The 16,838-nt window shown below is 37.8% G+C and carries 17 protein-coding genes; 4 read left to right on the top strand and 13 right to left on the bottom strand.

The annotated features are described in order from the left end of the window. Window positions 1-110: 110 nt before the first annotated feature. From M997_RS03180 to M997_RS03195, 4 genes are all read right to left on the bottom strand, one after another. Window positions 111-320 carry a hypothetical protein gene (locus tag M997_RS03180; protein WP_023583554.1) on the bottom strand — a complete coding sequence of 70 codons (210 nt, stop codon included), beginning with the start codon at window positions 318-320 and terminating at the stop codon, window positions 111-113. 26 nt (window positions 321-346) lie between these two features. Continuing rightward, window positions 347-811, bottom strand: coding sequence for an anaerobic ribonucleoside-triphosphate reductase-activating protein (gene nrdG / locus M997_RS03185; protein WP_064718657.1), 465 nt, complete (start codon window positions 809-811; stop codon window positions 347-349). A gap of 4 nt (window positions 812-815) precedes the next feature. Then, window positions 816-2,954 carry an anaerobic ribonucleoside-triphosphate reductase gene (gene nrdD, locus M997_RS03190; protein ID WP_064718658.1) on the bottom strand — a complete coding sequence of 713 codons (2,139 nt, stop codon included), beginning with the start codon at window positions 2,952-2,954 and terminating at the stop codon, window positions 816-818. Window positions 2,955-3,298: 344 nt separating this feature from the next. Further along, window positions 3,299-3,685 carry a RidA family protein gene (locus M997_RS03195; protein WP_004246200.1) on the bottom strand — a complete coding sequence of 129 codons (387 nt, stop codon included), beginning with the start codon at window positions 3,683-3,685 and terminating at the stop codon, window positions 3,299-3,301. 333 nt (window positions 3,686-4,018) lie between these two features. On the opposite strand from M997_RS03195, the gene M997_RS03200 reads away from it, so the two are divergent. Beyond that, entirely contained in the window at window positions 4,019-4,927 is a 909-nt protein-coding gene (locus M997_RS03200; RefSeq protein WP_064718659.1) for a LysR substrate-binding domain-containing protein, read from the top strand. Here the strand turns inward: M997_RS03200 and M997_RS03205 are convergent. Next, complete coding sequence (locus tag M997_RS03205; RefSeq protein ID WP_064718660.1) at window positions 4,924-6,105, bottom strand: MFS transporter; 1,182 nt, start codon at window positions 6,103-6,105, stop codon at window positions 4,924-4,926. The two genes, M997_RS03200 and M997_RS03205, sit on opposite strands and share 4 nt — an antisense overlap. Before the next feature lie 396 nt (window positions 6,106-6,501). Here M997_RS03205 and M997_RS17400 point away from each other — a divergent pair, with 396 nt between their 5' ends. After that, window positions 6,502-6,645, top strand: coding sequence for a hypothetical protein (locus M997_RS17400; protein ID WP_156510802.1), 144 nt, complete (start codon window positions 6,502-6,504; stop codon window positions 6,643-6,645). A 28-nt stretch (window positions 6,646-6,673) separates the two neighbouring features. After that, complete coding sequence (locus tag M997_RS03210; protein WP_064718661.1) at window positions 6,674-7,207, top strand: hypothetical protein; 534 nt, start codon at window positions 6,674-6,676, stop codon at window positions 7,205-7,207. Between the two features lie 40 nt (window positions 7,208-7,247). Here the strand turns inward: M997_RS03210 and pyrI are convergent, their stop codons facing one another. The 3 genes from pyrI to argF form a co-directional block, all read right to left on the bottom strand. Next, complete coding sequence (pyrI, locus tag M997_RS03215) at window positions 7,248-7,706, bottom strand: aspartate carbamoyltransferase regulatory subunit (RefSeq protein ID WP_064718662.1); 459 nt, start codon at window positions 7,704-7,706, stop codon at window positions 7,248-7,250. Between the two features lie 13 nt (window positions 7,707-7,719). Beyond that, complete coding sequence (pyrB, locus tag M997_RS03220) at window positions 7,720-8,655, bottom strand: aspartate carbamoyltransferase (RefSeq protein WP_064718663.1); 936 nt, start codon at window positions 8,653-8,655, stop codon at window positions 7,720-7,722. Window positions 8,656-9,013: 358 nt separating this feature from the next. Beyond that, window positions 9,014-10,018 carry an ornithine carbamoyltransferase gene (argF, locus tag M997_RS03230; protein ID WP_064718665.1) on the bottom strand — a complete coding sequence of 335 codons (1,005 nt, stop codon included), beginning with the start codon at window positions 10,016-10,018 and terminating at the stop codon, window positions 9,014-9,016. Between the two features lie 185 nt (window positions 10,019-10,203). Here argF and rraB point away from each other — a divergent pair, with 185 nt between their 5' ends. Next, window positions 10,204-10,641: a ribonuclease E inhibitor RraB gene (gene rraB / locus M997_RS03235; protein WP_064718666.1), complete on the top strand. Its 438-nt coding sequence runs from the start codon at window positions 10,204-10,206 to the stop codon at window positions 10,639-10,641. Window positions 10,642-10,766: 125 nt separating this feature from the next. Here rraB and M997_RS03240 read toward each other — a convergent pair whose 3' ends face one another. From M997_RS03240 to M997_RS03260, 5 genes are all read right to left on the bottom strand, one after another. After that, complete coding sequence (locus M997_RS03240; protein ID WP_205125577.1) at window positions 10,767-11,630, bottom strand: pirin family protein; 864 nt, start codon at window positions 11,628-11,630, stop codon at window positions 10,767-10,769. Window positions 11,631-11,988: 358 nt separating this feature from the next. Further along, a complete protein-coding gene (locus tag M997_RS03245; protein WP_064718668.1) occupies window positions 11,989-12,156 on the bottom strand; it encodes a YhfL family protein in 168 nt (55 codons plus the stop codon). Between the two features lie 406 nt (window positions 12,157-12,562). Then, the gene (locus tag M997_RS03250; protein ID WP_064718752.1) at window positions 12,563-13,072 is read right to left on the bottom strand and encodes a GNAT family N-acetyltransferase; all 510 of its coding nucleotides are present in this window, start codon (window positions 13,070-13,072) and stop codon (window positions 12,563-12,565) included. Window positions 13,073-13,470: 398 nt separating this feature from the next. Then, window positions 13,471-16,359 carry a valine--tRNA ligase gene (locus M997_RS03255; protein ID WP_064718669.1) on the bottom strand — a complete coding sequence of 963 codons (2,889 nt, stop codon included), beginning with the start codon at window positions 16,357-16,359 and terminating at the stop codon, window positions 13,471-13,473. A 13-nt stretch (window positions 16,360-16,372) separates the two neighbouring features. Further along, entirely contained in the window at window positions 16,373-16,822 is a 450-nt protein-coding gene (locus tag M997_RS03260) for a DNA polymerase III subunit chi (protein WP_064718670.1), read from the bottom strand. Window positions 16,823-16,838: the final 16 nt, after the last annotated feature.

Raw genomic sequence — 16,838 nt, forward strand, 5'->3', positions numbered from 1 at the left:
ATGATTCGCATTTGATAACTAAGGTGATTAGTTAGAATTAAGTAAAAGGAAGCTAGAAAAAGAAAACCTGCTGATAGAATATCGCTATTATCAGCAGGTTTTTTTAACTATTACTCAAATGATGAAAGGTTTTTTTCTATCTCAGCATCAATTTCAGTATGTTGGAGATGTTTAGCACCGAGTTTCTTTTTCAATTCGGTGCCTAGCTTCACGAGTTGCTCTCGATTCGCTTTAGACTGCTTTTTACCCCATTTTTTTAAATGGTAGTTCAATTCATGATCTTCAGAAAAGCTTACATATTTATTATCACTTAAAGGCATACATCCTCCAGTTAATTCAATGTGTATTACTTCAATTTATGGATCACCTGATTACTACTACCACGCCACAGTAATGCGGGATCATAAAGTTCTTGTACGAACTTCCCATCAATCAGTACGTTAATATACTTAACGACTTCTTGCTGCTCTGGGGTTAAGTCAGCGAGTAAATAGCCAGTCCAAACCCAAATATCTTTCTCAGGGCATTCCGTTTTAATACGTTTTACCAATTTTAATATAGCAGAAAGATTTTGAGGGTGTAGGGGATCGCCACCTGAAAGTGATAATCCTTGTCGTTTAATACGGTTATCTTGAAGATCAAAAATGATCTGATCTTCCACTTCTTGGGTAAATGGCTTACCTGAATTTAATGACCACGTTGATTTGTTATAACAGCCTCGACATTGGTGTATGCACCCTGAAACAAACAGGGTGCAACGAGTTCCTGGGCCATTAACCACATCAACCGGGTAATACTGATGGTAATTCACAATCTTAACCTAACTGACCATTTGCCAGATGTTTTACTCGACGCTTAACTTCTTCTTGCTTACCTGCATTAAATGGGCGTGAATCAGGGCTACCTAAATAACCACATACACGGCGAATAACAGAGACTCTTGCAGGGTTGTGGTTACCACAACGAGGACAAGTAAAACCTTTACTGGTACAAGCAAACTCACCGGTGAAACCACAGTCATAACACTCATCTATAGGCGTATTGGTGCCATAGTAAGGAACTCGGGTATAGCTATAGTCCCAAACATCTTCTAAGGCTTTGAGGTTATGCTGTAAGTTAGGATATTCGCCATAACAGATAAAACCGCCATTCGCTAAAGGAGGGTAAGGCGCTTCAAAATCCAATTTATCGTATGGGTTTACTTTCTTTTCAACATCTAAGTGGAAGCTGTTGGTGTAATAACCTTTATCCGTTACACCAGGTAATATACCGAATTCGGCAGCATCTAAACGACAGAAACGATCACACAGATTTTCGCTTGGCGTGCTGTAAAGGCTAAAGCCATAACCTGTTTCTGCTTTCCACTGATCGGTGGCTTCTCTTAAACGATTAATAATCGCGACAGCTTTTTCTCTTAATACTTCATCGTCAAAAACGTGTTTTTGAGTGCCAAAGAGTGCATTAATCGTTTCATGAACACCAATGTAACCAAGTGAAATTGAGGCTCTACCGTTTTTAAAGATTTCAGCAATATTGTCATCAGCTTTTAGGCGAACGCCACAAGCGCCTTCCATATAAAGAATAGGTGCAACCCGTGCTTTCACATTTTCTAAACGAGCAATACGTGTCATTAACGCTTTTTTCGCTAATTCGAGGCGATCATCAAGTAGTGACCAGAAAGCGGTTTCATCTCCCCGAGCTTCTATTGCGATACGTGGTAAGTTTAAGCTGATAACACCAAGATTATTACGGCCTTCGTGGATCATTTCACCATTTTCTTCGTAAACACCTAAGAAGCTACGGCAACCCATTGGTGTTTTAAACGAGCCAGTGACTTTAACCACTTGATCATAATTAAGAATATCGGGATACATACGTTTACTTGCACATTCAAGAGCAAGCTGTTTGATATCGTAATTAGGATCACCAAACTTATGGTTTAGTCCATCTTTAATAGCAAAAACAAGTTTAGGAAATACCGCCGTTTTACGATTTTTACCTAAGCCAGCCATACGATTTTCTAAAATAGAACGTTGGATTAGGCGTGCTTCTTTCGATGTACCAAGACCAAAGCCAAAAGTAACAAAAGGTGTTTGTCCATTAGCGGTATGCAGTGTGTTTACTTCATACTCTAATGATTGGAATGCGTCATAACACTCTTTTTCAGTACGTGCATTAGCATAGGCTTCTTTATCAGCAATTTGCCACTCTTGTGCAACTTGATAGTTTTTTTCATAACTGGCTTTAACAAACGGAGCCAGTACTTCATCAATACGGTTTATTGTTGTACCACCATAAATATGGCTAGCAACTTGCGCTATAATTTGTGCTGTTACTGCGGTTGCTGTTGAAATTGATTTAGGTGGCTCAATTTCGGCATTACCCATTTTAAACCCATTAGTTAACATGCCTTTAAGGTCGATAAGCATACAGTTAAACATGGGGAAAAATGGCGAATAATCAAGATCATGATAATGAATTTCACCGCGTTCATGAGCTAGTACCACATCTCTTGGCAGGATATGTAATTTTGCGTAATGTTTAGCCACAATACCCGCGAGTAAATCGCGTTGAGTTGGGATAACCTTACTGTCTTTATTCGCATTTTCATGAAGAATAGAGACATCACTTTGTTCGATAAGACCTCGGATTTCCTGAGTTAACCTGCCACGTTGTTCACGGGCAACATCTCGGTCATGACGGTATTCGATATAGGCTCTGGCAACATCTTTATGTTCGCCAGCCATCAGCTGATTTTCTACGGCGTCTTGGATCTCACGGATATCGACATTTGAACGTCCTGCGAGAGATTGCGAAACAGATTGAGCGACAGATTCGCAATAATCATCATCAGTGATCTCACAAGCTACGGCTGCTCTTTTGATAGCATCGCTGATGCGGGTTTGGTCAAAAGAGACTTTACATCCGTCTCGTTTTATCACTATGGTTTTCACAATCCTACTCCTTAACTGTTTATCCACAGGCTTAAATCCCATAAAAACAGGCGATGGCACTGCATTTAGGCTTATTGTGGATAAGATGTGTATAATTACTATATGTTGTATGTCGCCAAGTATTAAAGCACAATATATAGTAATTGAAAGGGAAATAATCTTCATAAATACTGATCTAAATCAAGGTATTTTTGCTACATCAGGCAAGTCGAGGGCTTGGTGAGATTGTAAATATGTGCCGAAAAGCGAAGTGATAAATTATCCATCAAAAAGTGAGAACATAAAAAAAGCAAAGTGCTCAGAAAGAGACCTTTGCTTTTTTAATATAAATAATTGTGACGAAATTAACGGATAGCGATAACTTCGATTTCTACTTTTGCGTCTTTTGGTAACCGAGCAACTTCTACGCAAGAACGTGCTGGGAAAGCGGCATTGTGTTCTTTAAAGAATGCTTCATAAGCAGCATTGATTGTACCAAAATCGTTTAAATCTTTAACGAAAACAGTTGTTTTGATGATATTAGCAACAGTTAAGCCTGCTTTTTCGATAATCGCTTTCACGTTTTCTAAAGATTGACGGGCTTGCTCTGCGGCGTTGTCAGAAACAAATTCACCGGTAGCAGGGTCAACAGGTAATTGGCCTGATGTAATAACTAAATTACCTAAATCAACACCTTGTACATAAGGGCCGATAGCAGCAGGGGCTTTTTCGGTATTAATCTCGTAAGACATGTATAACTCCTGTTTTTATAAGATTGACGCTAACGCTGAGTTAGCACGCCGCTATTATAGCCAGCGGGTAGTATTAGCAATATGATAGATATCAGGCTTTATCATAAAGTCTATATAGATAAAAAGAAAATGAACTTAAGTAAAGATCCCGATATAACATCATTTTTTATCGTGTTTAACGGGGGTTTTATAGAAAATTTTTTTATAAATAATGGATTTTTGAAAGTTTATATTTTTTGCTTCTCTAGCCTTTATTCATTTAAGGGTTAAATCTTCTATAATAAACAAACTCAGTATTATTTTTAGATTTGGCTAAAACAGTAGTAGGAATTTATGTTTCAGTTTAACTCACTTGCTGGTATTACCGCTTTTGTTGCCGCGGCTCAAACAGGAAGCTTCACTAGTGCTGCCTCCCGTTTAGGGATAACAAAGTCCGCGGTAGGGAAAAGTGTGACTCGATTAGAAGAACATCTTGGTGTCACTCTCTTTTTAAGAACAACGCGGCGTTTAACTTTGACATCGGAAGGGGAACATTACCTCCAGCAATGTCAAATGGCACTGACTATTCTTGAGCAAGCGAATCATCAAATTCAAGAACATCAGTCTGTATTAACAGGAAAACTGCGTATCGATTTGCCTGCTGCTTTTGGTCGCAAATGTATTATGCCCATTTTAATTAAGCTAATGGATAAACAGCCTCAACTTAAAATGAGTGTCTCTTTTAGTGAACGCTATATTGATATGCATGATGAAAGTGTGGATCTCGTCATTCGAATCGGCCATTTACCTGATAGTACTCATGTGGTTGCACGACAACTCACGACTCAAAAATTAGTGCTTTGTGCTTCACCTTTATATTTGCAAAAACAAGGGCATCCTAAAGATATTGATGCGTTATCAGCGCATCGTTGTATTGTTGGATTTCGCCAAGAAACGCCTTTTTATTGGACATTAAAAGAGGGAAATACATTTCGTCAATATACTCCTGTTCCTTTTTATGAATTGGCGGATGGTGATGCAATGTTAGAGGCCACGCTGCAAGGTAATGGTATTGCTCAACTGCCTTTATGGATGATTGGCGATAAACTTAAAGAAGGTCAATTACAACGAGTGTTACCTGAGTCGCAAGGATATCAATCGGCTATTCATATGATGTGGCCTAAAGGACGCAATGTGCCACCTAAAACCCGCTATATTGCAGATGCATTGCTTCAAGTGGCAAAAGAAGGGGGATTTAATTAATTTTCTGATTGATAAGCAATATGAGTATTCAGTGACGGTAAGCGTACTCGCAACCAAATTGTGCTTAAGGCTAATAATGAAAAAAGTATTCCTACCCACATAATCATTTTTAGTTCTAGGTGTAAAATAACCCAACCACCTACCATAGACCCCACCGTAATACCTAAATTAGAAAAAGCGATATAAAGACTATTGGCAAATTCAGGTGCCGCTTTTGCATCTCGCATTAACCAAGTCTGGCATACAATTAACCCAGAAGTATGGAGCATTCCCCAAACAATAATTAATGGGATCATCGCAAATGTATGAGCACCGGTTAACCAAATAACAAAATAGATTAAGCTAAATAAAATGGGATAAGTCAGTGTGGTTTTAATCGTATTTTGCTGTAAATAATGACTAAAAATAAAGTTACCTATATAGCCACTAATACCGAAAACAATGAGTAATGTGCTGGTGATATTGTTAGAAAAACCGGTGATATTAACCAAAAAATCAGCGATATAGCTAAAACCGGCAAACATAGCAGAAAAAATAAGGGTAACAGTTATGATACTTAACCAAACATTAAATTGTGTTAGTACTTTTAATTGATCACGAACTTTTAGTGGTTGTGTGACTTTCATCGAAGGAATAAAAATAGCAATACCCAGAAAAGCAATAATGCTGGTAAGTGCTCCAAAGCAAAATGCCATATTAAGCGACCAAGTTTCAGCAATAAAAGCACTTAAAGGCATACCTAATACCATCCCCACCGCGACCCCAGAAAAAACAATTGCAACACCATGTGCCGATTTTTCAACGGGTACTGAATTGGCTGCTACCATTAGTGCTATGGCAAAAAATAGGGCGTGCGTTAATGCAGGCAGAATTCTAAATAGCAAAATAACATGGTATTGATGAGTTAAAGCATAAACAGTATTAGAGACAATAAAGAGCGCCATAATAACCAACAATATAGTTTTACGATTAAATTTACCGAATAATAAAGTAATCACAGGACCTGTAATTGCGACCACAATGGCGTAAATACTGACTAAAAAGCCAACTTGTGGTGCAGTAATATTAAGTTGTTCTATTAATTGAGGTAGAAGCCCGATAACTGCAACTTCAGTTGTAATTACACCAAATACAGCAAGTGACAGCGTTAAAAGTAATAAGTGAGTTTTCGTTTGCATAAGTCTATCCGCAGAAGACGATATTTCGTCCCTGTTAAAGAGAGTAAGTAAATAGTTTTGCGGATATATCCTTGATGGCTATGGTGACAAAAAGTGAAATCAAACAGAAGAACGAATTTGGCGATTCTATGTAGATAAAATATCTACAATAAGTGTGAATTAGTATTTTATTGTATAAATAATAAAATTAATTTTATTAATAATTATAGTAAACATTTATTAATAATGACGAGTCGTAAATAATCAGTCTTAAAATAAAGTACCTTTTGTAAACTCGCTAGAATTTCTTTTAATTTTGTTTATATTTATCTTAATTCTATTTTTTTTGGTACAGATTTAAATTTATATTTTATTAAATAAAATAATTTAAAAATAAACTAATGTAAGGGGTTTGTAATGGCTAAGATAAATATTAATTCTTTTTCTAATTTGAGAGTTGTATATATAAATGGTAAGGTAAAAAAAATAGATATGAACCATTATTCAAAGGCATTTAGAGAGGCTGGATTATTAATGTGGTTATTTTGTAAGGCAAAATGAGTAGAGCAGTAAAACTGAGATAGTTATTATGGATGATTATAAAATAAAAAATAATGAAAGATATAATAATATATTTGAAAAACTTGTTATTAATATTAATCAAAATGATACCCAATCTTTTTTTTCAGGGATGCTTGCATATGCTATGTATAAACAAGAGAAGCACGAATGGGCTGAGTCATATAGAAAGAAACATAATACTAATAATATTCCATTGAGTGATTTGAATAATTTCTTATTAATTTATAATGATGAATATTTATTACGTTTAAAAAATAGTGCTGAATTATCCTTGATAAGGTTTGCTGAATTATATACAGAAATAGCTATTGATCTTGCTAAAGATGAAATTAAAAATATTTCAATTATTAAAGAGATCAAACGCTATAGAGAAGGATGGTGGAAAGCTGGGTTAAAAAGTGCATTGGGTTCTATTATATTTACATTTTTCGCATTTTTTATCAGTGTTGTTATTTCTATTGCTAACCCAGATTCTAATTATAGTAAATTAATTCATTTTATTATAGGTGGGAAAGAATTTGTTATTCAACAGATTAGCTAATAAAAAACTATCTGCCCTTTCGAGCAGATAGTTAAAAGAATTAACGAATAACGGCATGACGCTCGAATTCTTTTTCGCAATATTTGCAGGTTAATACAACGTCTGTGGCTAGCTTTTTAACGCGGAAGCTGCTCTGTACGGGTTCATTATGGCTAATACAGTTGCTGTTAGGGCATGGAACTACATCTTCAAGTAACTCTGGCAAACTTAATGCCATTTTATCAACGACTTGATAATCGTCGATAATATTCACCGTAGCTTGTGGTGCATACATCGCTAAACGGTTTGCTTGTTCTGAGGTTAAAAACACGTTTTCGATTTTAATTAAATCTTTTTTACCTAAGTTCTCAGAAGGTAAGTTAAAACCGACAGTAATTCTTTGGTCTGTTTCTGTTAAGCGAAAGAGCGATAGGATTTTAAAGCCCACCTGCGCTGGGATATGATCAATCACAGTGCCACGTTTAATTGCTTCAACTTTTAATTTGTGATCATGTGTCATGGTGTGCTCCTTATTAAAGAACCAGTGTTTTATTCAGAACTAAGGCAAGTAATGCCTGACGTGCGTAGATACCGTTACCTGCTTGCTGAAAATAGTAAGCGTAAGGGGTTTTATCTACATCAGTGGTGATTTCATCAATGCGAGGTAGTGGATGAAGAATTTTTAGATTGTCTTTCACATGAGTTAAATCAGCAGTGGTTAAAACAAACTGTGCTTTCACGTTGGCGTATTCAGAAGGGTCTAAACGTTCTTTTTGCACTCTTGTCATATAGAGGATATCTAGCTCTGGCATTACTTCGTCAAGCGTTTCATGTTGGCTATATTCGACACCATTTTCCTCAAGTAAGTGCAGTATATGCTCTGGCATCGCTAATACTTTAGGCGCGATAAAATAGAGGTGATTACCTGTAAATTTGGCTAAGGCTTGCGCTAGTGAGTGTACTGTTCGACCATATTTTAAATCACCGACCATTGCGATATTGAGGTTATCTAATCGGCCTTGAGTTTCTTTGATGGTAAATAAATCCAGCAAAGTTTGAGTTGGATGCTGATTTGCACCATCGCCTGCATTGAGTACTGGAATATCGCCAGCAAACTCGGCCGCTAAGCGCGCTGCACCTTCTTGAGGATGACGAATGACTATCGCATCAGCGTAAGTGCGAAGGACCGAAATTGTATCCGCCAGTGTTTCCCCTTTTTTACCTAGTGATGTATTGCTGCCATCAGCAAAACCGACGACAGATGCACCAAGGCGATGAATGGCTGTTTCAAAAGAGAGGCGAGTACGCGTTGATGCCTCAAAAAAGCAGCTGGCAATGACTTTCTCTTTTAATAATTCATTATTCGGTTGCTGTTTTAATTTATCAGCAACACGGAGAACACACTCCAAATCTTCCCTGTCCAGATCATTAATGGAAATAATATGTTTTTGATAGAGCGGATTAGTCATTTGAGTTCTCCTCGTGCGATGAGATGGAATAGTGCGATGAATGGTTTTTTGCAGGCCAAAAAAAACCCCTCAAATAGAGGGGTTTTAAAAAATAGGATTGTTGGAAAAAAGAGAATGCGCTTGCGACCCGATGGTAGGGTGCATTTTATTGAGACAAACTGGAATAGGCGCTGTTTCATCTTTCCTCCTGACAAATTGTGGCGCATTATACGCATCTTAAATTCGCACGCAAGCGTTTGCTTTTATTTTTTGCAAAATAATTTTTTTTAATTTAAAAATCAAAGAGATTGAAGATAAATGCATAAAACACCGCTCTTTTTAGGATAAAAAATACGGTGTTTTTGCATGAATATGTATTTTAGAAAGGATTTGCAAGAGTTGCCACCATAACCGCTTTTATGGTGTGAAGACGGTTTTCTGCTTCATCAAACACAATGCTATGTTTTGACTCAAACACTTCATCTGTCACTTCAAAGCCGCCAAATAGATTAAATTCTTGTGCTAACGTTTTACCCATCGTGGTTTCTTCATCATGAAATGCAGGTAAACAGTGTAAAAATTTAACGTTAGGATTGCCGGTTAATTTGATGACATCCATATTTACCTGATAAGGCTTGAGTAGGGTAATACGTTCTTGCCAAACTTCTTTGGGTTCTCCCATGGAAACCCAAACATCGGTATAGAGAAAATCAGCATTTTTAACACCGGCTGCAACCTCTTCTGTTAAGGTTATCTTTCCACCATTTTTACTCGCGATAGTTTGGCATTGTGTAACGAGTTCTGCATTTGGCCAACAGGCTTTTGGCGCAACTAAACGTAAGTCCATTCCTGTTAATGCGGCTGCTTCTAGCATGGTGTTTCCCATATTATTACGAGCATCACCTAAGTAAGCAAAAACAGTGTCAGACAATGGTTTGGTTTGATGCTCTGTAATTGTTAATAAATCTGCGAGTAATTGTGTTGGATGAAACTCATTAGTTAAGCCATTCCAAACCGGCACACCAGAATATTGTGCTAGTGCATCCACTGTTTTTTGCCCATAGCCACGATATTGAATACCGTCATACATGCGACCTAATACACGGGCTGTATCTTTAATTGATTCTTTATGGCCAATTTGGCTACCACCACCGAGATAAGTCACTCTGGCACCTTGATCAAATGCAGCAACTTCAAAAGCACAACGAGTCCGTGTTGAGTCTTTTTCAAAGATTAAGGCAATATTTTTGCTAGTAAGGTATTGAATTTCATTACCTGATTTTTTTGCTTTTTTAAGTTTTGCCGATAACGTAAGTAATTGCTGGATCTCTGTAGGAGAAAAATCTAGCAACCGCAAAAATGATTTTTGGTAAAATGGGTTCATAAAAAATCTATCCTCTCATTGAATTTATATTCAATTTATATCAATAAATATTCACAAACAACCCCCGAAAGAAAACTTTTAATAGAAAGAGAGAACTTAACGAGCGCGCGATTAGGTATGGTGTGTTGATTCTGGCTGTGGGAGAATGAGCCGGATACCTTTTCAGACTATTGCGGAGCATGATTATGGCGGACAGCAAAGAATTAGCAGAACAATGTGAAGAAACTCGGCTGATTATTGAAGAATTACTTGAGGATGGTAGTGATCCCGATGCGCTGTATGCTATCGAACATCACATCTCTTGTGAAGATTTTGAAACATTAGAAAAAGCAGCCGTTGAAGTATTTAAACTGGGTTATGAAGTGACAGAACCTGAAGAAATAGAAGTTGAATCAGGGCAAATTTTAGTCTGTTTTGATGCCGTAAGTGAAAGTGGTCTTAATGCAGAACTTATTGATGCGCAAGTTGAACAGTTAATGAATTTAGCTGAAAAAATGGGTGTCTATTACGATGGCTGGGGAACTTACTTTGAAGATCCTGATGCTGAGTATGATGATGAAGATGGCGATGATGAAGCTGAAGAAGACGAAGACGATTCTGACAAATCATCACGTTTACATTAATTTTTCGCTAAATGTTGTCCCTTTGTACTAAATTTGTCAGTACAAAATAATAACACCAGCCACAAAATCAATGAGTTGTGACTGGTGTTGTTTGTTTTTAGTTCTTAAATATTAGCAATTAATCATTATTCTAATACACCAAACTTCCCATTATCATAATCATCAAATGCTTGTGCTAACTCTTCTTGTGTATTCATCACAAAAGGGCCTTGGCCGACTACCGGCTCATTAATTGCTTCACCACTTAACATCAGCACAATAGTGTCGCCCATTGATTCTAATGTTAGTGTGTCACCTTGGTTATCTAAAATAACCATTTCGTTTTGGCGAGCAATTTCACGGTCATTAATATGTACTGCACCCTTTACCACAAATAACATTGCATTATAGCTGTTTGGGATGTGGTGATGAGAAACACCCGCATTATTTAGGTGCATATCCCATACATTTACTGGCGAAAAGGTATTTGCTGCGCCTTGGGTTCCCAAATAATCACCCGCGATGACTCTGACATAACCTTGAGCATTGGGTAATTCAACATGGGGAATATTTTCTGCTTTCAGCGCCTGATAACGAGGCTGTGTCATTTTATACGCTGCTGGTAAATTTACCCAAAGCTGCACCATTTCTAGCATGCCGCCTTCTTTGGTCATTTTTTCAGAGTGATACTCTTTATGTAAAATGCCAGATGCTGCGGTCATCCATTGAACATCACCAGTACCAATAGTTCCAGCATGACCTTTTGAGTCATGATGTGAAACTTCACCTTGGTAAGCAATGGTTACGGTTTCAAATCCACGGTGTGGATGTGCTCCAACCCCACGCGCATTTGTTACTGGTTTAAAAAGCGTTGGCTCGGCATAGTCCATCAGCAGAAATGGGCTGTGTTGCTCAGGGTTTTCTTGATAAGAAAACATTGAACTCACTGGAAAACCGTTACCTACCCAATGTGAATTTGGCGCGTCATAAATATGATTAACCTGTCTGATGGTCATGATTATTCTCCGAGTTAAGGAAAGAAATCGCAACAACCCAAACACAGAAGGAGGCAAAACAGGTTATCGCGACTTCTTAATGACAGTCATCTTAAAGTGTTCTGACAATAAACAAAATAAGGTGAATTTGTTGATAGGGTTCAAAAAATATGAATGACTTTGATAACGAGAGAATAGAAATAACTATTAATCTAATGAGTAGAACAAGAATAAAAAATAAGGTTTATTTAGAGAATTAAAAATAGAGTTTATAATGTAGAGGAAAATAGAATTAATTATTTTATAAGATAATAAACTACATTCTTTCTTAGCAACAATAAGTCAGAATGTAATTTATTAATAAATTTATTTCTTATTTGCTTGTGTCGCCACAGCCACCAATGATTTTAGAAATAGAAACTGCTGGATGCAATAAATAGTCGTAGTTACAGTCTTTTTCTTTATTGTATACGCTACCAGTACAACCAGTCATAACGGTGATAACAGAAGCAAGAAGTGCAATCTTAACAAAGTTTTTCATGAAAAAATTCCTTTTAAATTTTAGAGTAATAAAAATCAATGCATGATTTTATCTGTATAAAGATATTGAAATAAATAAAAATAGCAATGTGAAAAAATAGAATTTTTAAAATAAAAAATAAGATAAAAAATATTTTATTTAAGAAATGAAATATGATTATTTATAGTGAAATGAAAAATAAATTAAACTTTATTAATTTGATAGTATTTAAGGCAAGAACTGAGTCACTCATTATTAAATAATAAATTAATTAGAAAAAGAAGGGGGAAGGAAACTGCTCTTTTATATCATTTTGATAAATAGGAATTGTGTTGATAGATGCTATTTGGCGTTGAAAAACCCACATATTATTATGTGGGTAAGATAGATTGTTCTTATTTTTAATCGAGGGTATAAAGTTAAACGACTATAGGTATTTCAGCATACGGATCTCACAGTCACCATGACCCGTGTTACCCAGTGCTTCATCAATAAATTCAAAACCAAGTTTTTCATATAAACCGATAGCCGCTTTCAGAATATCTGTTGTTTCTAAGTAGCAGCGGCTATAGCCCTGTTCTTTACCAAAGGCCAAGGATTGCTGAACGATTTTCTTCGCAATACCTTTGCCTCGTAATACCGATGATAAATACATTTTCTGTAACTCACAGGTATTATTATCGCCGCCAGCAAGTGGTGCAACACCGCCACCACCAACGATTTCGCCATCCATTTCAACAACCCAATAAGCACTACGAGGTTGATCATAAACGTCATATAGAGTATCTAAAATAGGGTCGCCAACAGCAAAACCTTTATCGGCAGTTAAGCCATGCTCGGCAGAGACTTCACGAATAATGCGTGCAATGCCCGCATTGTCTTTTTCTTCAATAGCTCTGATAACAATATTTTGTGTTGTAGCTTGGATTGCAGTCATAGTTGCACTCATCGTTTTTACTTTTTAGTGGAATATTTTTTGATAATTTATTGAGAGAGCACCGGAAAGGAACTTCTTCATAGGAAGTAGCATTGATAGCTACAAAATCCATCTTAATTGATTTGAGATGATTGTAAACAGCGAAACTGACTCATTGATAAAGTAATACTAATTATTAATAGTTTTATATTTTATTAATCAATTAAATCAAAGAGGAAATGGAGAGATTAAAATAAGTTTATAAATAAATGAACTAGAAAAATCATAACAATTAAGTAGAAAATAGCTTTCTTTGGTACTGGTTTTTATTGATGATAAAATAAGTAAAAACCCGCGATAAATGCGGGTTTTAGTGCCAATGTTCAAGCCACTATAAAAGTGGCTTGTTGGTTTATCACTTACAGTGATGCAATAGAGATCTTCTGGGCAATCAGTTTTTCTTTTGCACTTAAGCAAGTCGCTAAACGCTCACGCTCTTTAGCAACAACCGCTTCGGGTGCTCGGCTAACAAAGCCATCGTTAGAGAGTTTGCTATCTAAAGTAGTAATATCTTTTTCTACTTTTTCTAGCTCTTTATCTAAGCGTGCAAGCTCTGCATCTTTATCAATAAAGCCAGCCATTGGGATCAGCAATTCTGCACCGCTAACCAATTTGGTTACAGATAATGGTGCTTCTTCGCCTTGCGCTAATGGACGAATATCTTCTAAACGACCCATCGCCTTTAAGAAACCGATATTGTCAGTGACACGACGCTGCGCTGTATCATCAGCACCACGTAAGATAACTTCTAACGGTTTACCTGGAGAGATATTCATTTCAGCACGAATATTACGTACAGCAACGATAACTTCTTTGATCCACTCCAGATCGTTTAGCGCTTGTTCATCCACTTGAGCGGCATCGAAAGCAGGGAAAGGTTGTAACATAATCGTTTCGCCTTCAACACCTTTTACTTCCTTCACACGCTGCCAGATAGTTTCTGTAATAAATGGAATGATTGGGTGTGCAAGACGCAGTAAGCCTTCTAACACCTCAATTAACGTATGGCGAGCCGCACGTTTTTGCGCATCATTACCTTTGTGTACCGCAGGTTTTGATAGCTCCAGATACCAGTCACAGAACTGGTTCCATGTGAACTCATATAAAATACCTGCTGCAATATCAAAACGGTAGTTATCTAACGCTTCGCGATAGGCTTTAACGGTATTATTAAATTCAGCTAAGATCCAACGGTCTGCTAGCGAGAGTGTCATCTCTCCACCTTGGTAACCACAATCTTGATCTTCGGTATTCATCAGCACAAAGCGGCTAGCATTCCACAGCTTGTTACAGAAGTTACGGTAACCAGACAGGCGCTTCATATCCCAGTTGATATCACGACCCGTAGAGGCTAATGCCGCCAAAGTGAAACGCAGTGCATCTGTACCGTGGGCTTCAATGCCTTCTGGGAACTCTTTGCTCGTACGTTTACCAATTCTTTCAGCCATTTGAGGCTGCATCATGTTACCCGTACGTTTTTCTAACAGCGCTTCTAATGAAATACCATCAATCATATCTAAAGGATCAAGTACGTTACCTTTAGATTTTGACATTTTCTGGCCTTCTTCATCACGAATAAGACCCGTCATATAAACGGTATTAAATGGAACCTGTGGTTTACCATCTTCGTCTTTAATAAAGTGCATGGTCATCATGATCATGCGTGCGATCCAGAAGAAAATGATATCAAAGCCACTGACCAATACATTCGTTGGATGGAATGTTTTTAGTGCTTCAGTATTTTCAGGCCAGCCTAATGTTGAGAATGTCCATAATGCAGAAGAGAACCAAGTATCCAGCACATCTTCATCTTGGCGTAATGCGACATCAGCCGCGATATTATTTTCACGACGAACTTCTTCTTCATCACGACCAACGTAAACATTACCTTGATTATCGTACCAAGCAGGGATGCGGTGACCCCACCACAGTTGACGAGAAATACACCAGTCTTGAATGTCGTTCATCCAAGAGAAGTACATATTTTCGTACTGTTTTGGCACAAACTGGATATCACCATTTTTAACGGCTTCAACAGCGGGTTTTGCTAAAGGCGCAGCGCGCACATACCATTGGTCTGTGAGTAAAGGCTCAATAACAACACCACCACGGTCACCATAAGGTACGGTTAAATCGTGCGGTTTGATCTCTTCTAATAAACCTAAACGTTCAAATTCAGCAACCATCGCTTTACGTGCAGCAAAACGTTCCATGCCTTGGTAGGCTTGTGGGATCTCTGTGCTGTAAACGTCAGTCTCGACACCGTTAGTATCTAATACTTCGGCACTCACGCGAATATTGCCATCAAAATCCATGATATTAATCATTGGTAATTGATGACGGCGGCCTACTTCATAGTCATTAAAATCATGAGCAGGGGTGATTTTTACACATCCCGTGCCTTTTTCCATATCAGCGTGTTCATCCGCTAAAATTGGAATACGACGGTTGACGATAGGCAGAATAATTTCTTTACCAATTAAGTCTTTATAACGTGGATCTTCAGGGTTAACCGCAACACCTGTATCACCTAACATGGTTTCTGGGCGTGTGGTTGCGACAATCAGGTAATCTTTACCTTCAGCGGTTTTTGCACCATCCGCTAATGGATAACGCAGATGCCACATGGAACCTTTTACTTCACGATTTTCCACTTCCAAATCAGAAATGGCAGTGTGTAATTTAGGATCCCAGTTAACGAGGCGTTTACCGCGGTAGATAAGGTCTTCTTTATGTAAGCGAACAAACGCTTCTTTAACGGCTTTTGATAGACCTTCATCCATGGTAAAGCGCTCACGCTCCCAATCCACGGAGTTACCTAAACGACGCATTTGGTTAGAAATGTTACCGCCTGATTCAGCTTTCCATTCCCAAATTTTGTCAATAAATGCATCACGACCATAGTCATGACGATTTTTACCTTCTTCAGCCGCAATTTTACGTTCTACTACCATTTGTGTCGCGATACCGGCGTGGTCTGTACCTGATTGCCATAAGGTATTTTTACCTTGCATACGCTGGTAACGGATCATGGTATCCATAATGGTTTGCTGAAAAGCATGACCCATATGTAAGCTACCAGTAACGTTTGGTGGCGGGATAACGATGCAGAAACTTTCCTGGGTCGTATCACCATTAGCTTTAAAATAACCGTTTTTTTCCCAGTGCTGATACAGAGGTTGTTCAATCTCTGCTGGGTTATAAGTTGTGTCGAGCGATGGCTCTTTAGGTGCGGATTTATTTTCCATATTCTTTACGTATTCAGTAGGTTGGCGGCGTAGCCATAGTCAAAGTAAAGCCGACGCTACGATAGATTTTATATCGCTCACGCGCCAACTGTTTCAATTGTTCATCGATAGGTACAAAGTCTATCACTTCATGGAAAGCTGTGGCAAAGTCTGCAAATTGAGATTGCAAATTAATTAAGAGATCACGAGGGGCATTTCCACGCTTACCAGGCCAACATAATTCAACAGGAGCACCATAACGAGGCCCTTCACCTGCTAAATTATGAGGAACAAACTGATGAGGCTCTCTTGCCCATAGCGCTTCATCAAGTAACTCAGCTTGTGCCTGTGACTCGCAAACGAGCAAAATACGTTTACCTAATCGCCAATGAGTAGCAATAAGTTGACAGGCAAGCCACTCATGAGCCTGTAGATCTTCATGTATTGATGGATGTTCCATTAAATAAAACGTGGCGTTTTTCATGATATCCCGATAACAG

Source organism: Proteus hauseri ATCC 700826, assembly GCF_001654965.1.
GTDB classification, from domain to species: Bacteria; Pseudomonadota; Gammaproteobacteria; order Enterobacterales; family Enterobacteriaceae; genus Proteus; species Proteus hauseri.